Source organism: Moorella mulderi DSM 14980 (genome assembly GCF_001594015.1).
Classification (GTDB): Bacteria; Bacillota; DSM-521; order Neomoorellales; family Neomoorellaceae; genus Neomoorella; species Neomoorella mulderi.
Genome location: NZ_LTBC01000047.1, coordinates 1 through 947, shown reverse-complemented (window position 1 = coordinate 947; position 947 = coordinate 1). Strand labels below are relative to the sequence as shown.

General features: G+C 52.3%; 1 pseudogene. It reads left to right on the top strand.

The features are described from left to right. Positions 1 to 608: 608 nt before the first annotated feature. A pseudogene (locus tag MOMUL_RS17125) lies at positions 609 to 947 on the top strand (ISNCY family transposase); the annotation flags it as partial.

Below are 947 nucleotides of genomic sequence, written 5' to 3'. Positions count from 1 at the left end.
CGTAAACCCGCTCATGCCCTCCCTGATAATATCCGTCAGGAAGTGGTGCAGCTCGCTCAAACTAAATACAGGGGGTGCAATTACACTTTCTTGAGCGAACTGCTCCGCGAGCATGAAGGCATTTGTTTAAGCCCCGCTTCTGTGGGCCGTATCCTTAAAGCTGCTGGTATCCTTAGTCCCAGGAAACACCGGCCCCCTAAACCCCATTGCCGGCGACCTCGTAAACCGCAACTCGGGATGCTGGTCCAAATTGATGGTAGCCACCATGATTGGCTGGAGGGCCGTGGTCCATGGCTGGTTTTGCTGCTGGCCATCGACGACGCTACCGGCCGTATTCTTTCCGCACTCTTCTGGCCTGCTGAGGATTTCGAGGGTTATTGCCGTCTCTTATACCAACTTATCTCCCAGCACGGCATCCCTCTTGCTATTTATTCGGACAGGCATACCCTCTTCTTCTCACCGAAAGAGAAGCAGGATCACCTTACTCTTGAGGAGCAATTCCTGGGTGAAAGACGCTCTTTAACCCAGATTGGCCGCATCTTAAGGGACCTTGTATACCAGCCTATTCTCCCCAGGCTAAAGGCCGCATTGAGCGCTCTTTTGAGACTTTGCAGCAAAGGCTGGTTATCGAACTCCGCCTGGCTGGCGCCTCTTCCCTTGAAGAGGCTAACGCCTTACTTCCGGGGTTTATTGAGCGTTACAATGAAAAATTCGCCGTTCCCCCGGCTGAAACTGTTTCGGCCTTCCGCCCCATTCCTTCTCATTTGCGCCTGGAATATATCTTCTCCTGGAAGGAATATAGAACCTTAAATCCCGGCTACACCATTCACTTCCAGAGTAAGACATATAAAGTTTTAAACCCTAAAGGTGCGCCTTTTATCCCCCTTCGCTCCGTTGTGGAGGTCCTTAAGCCCCTGGACGGTGCTTTGTGCGTTGCTTGGCAGGGC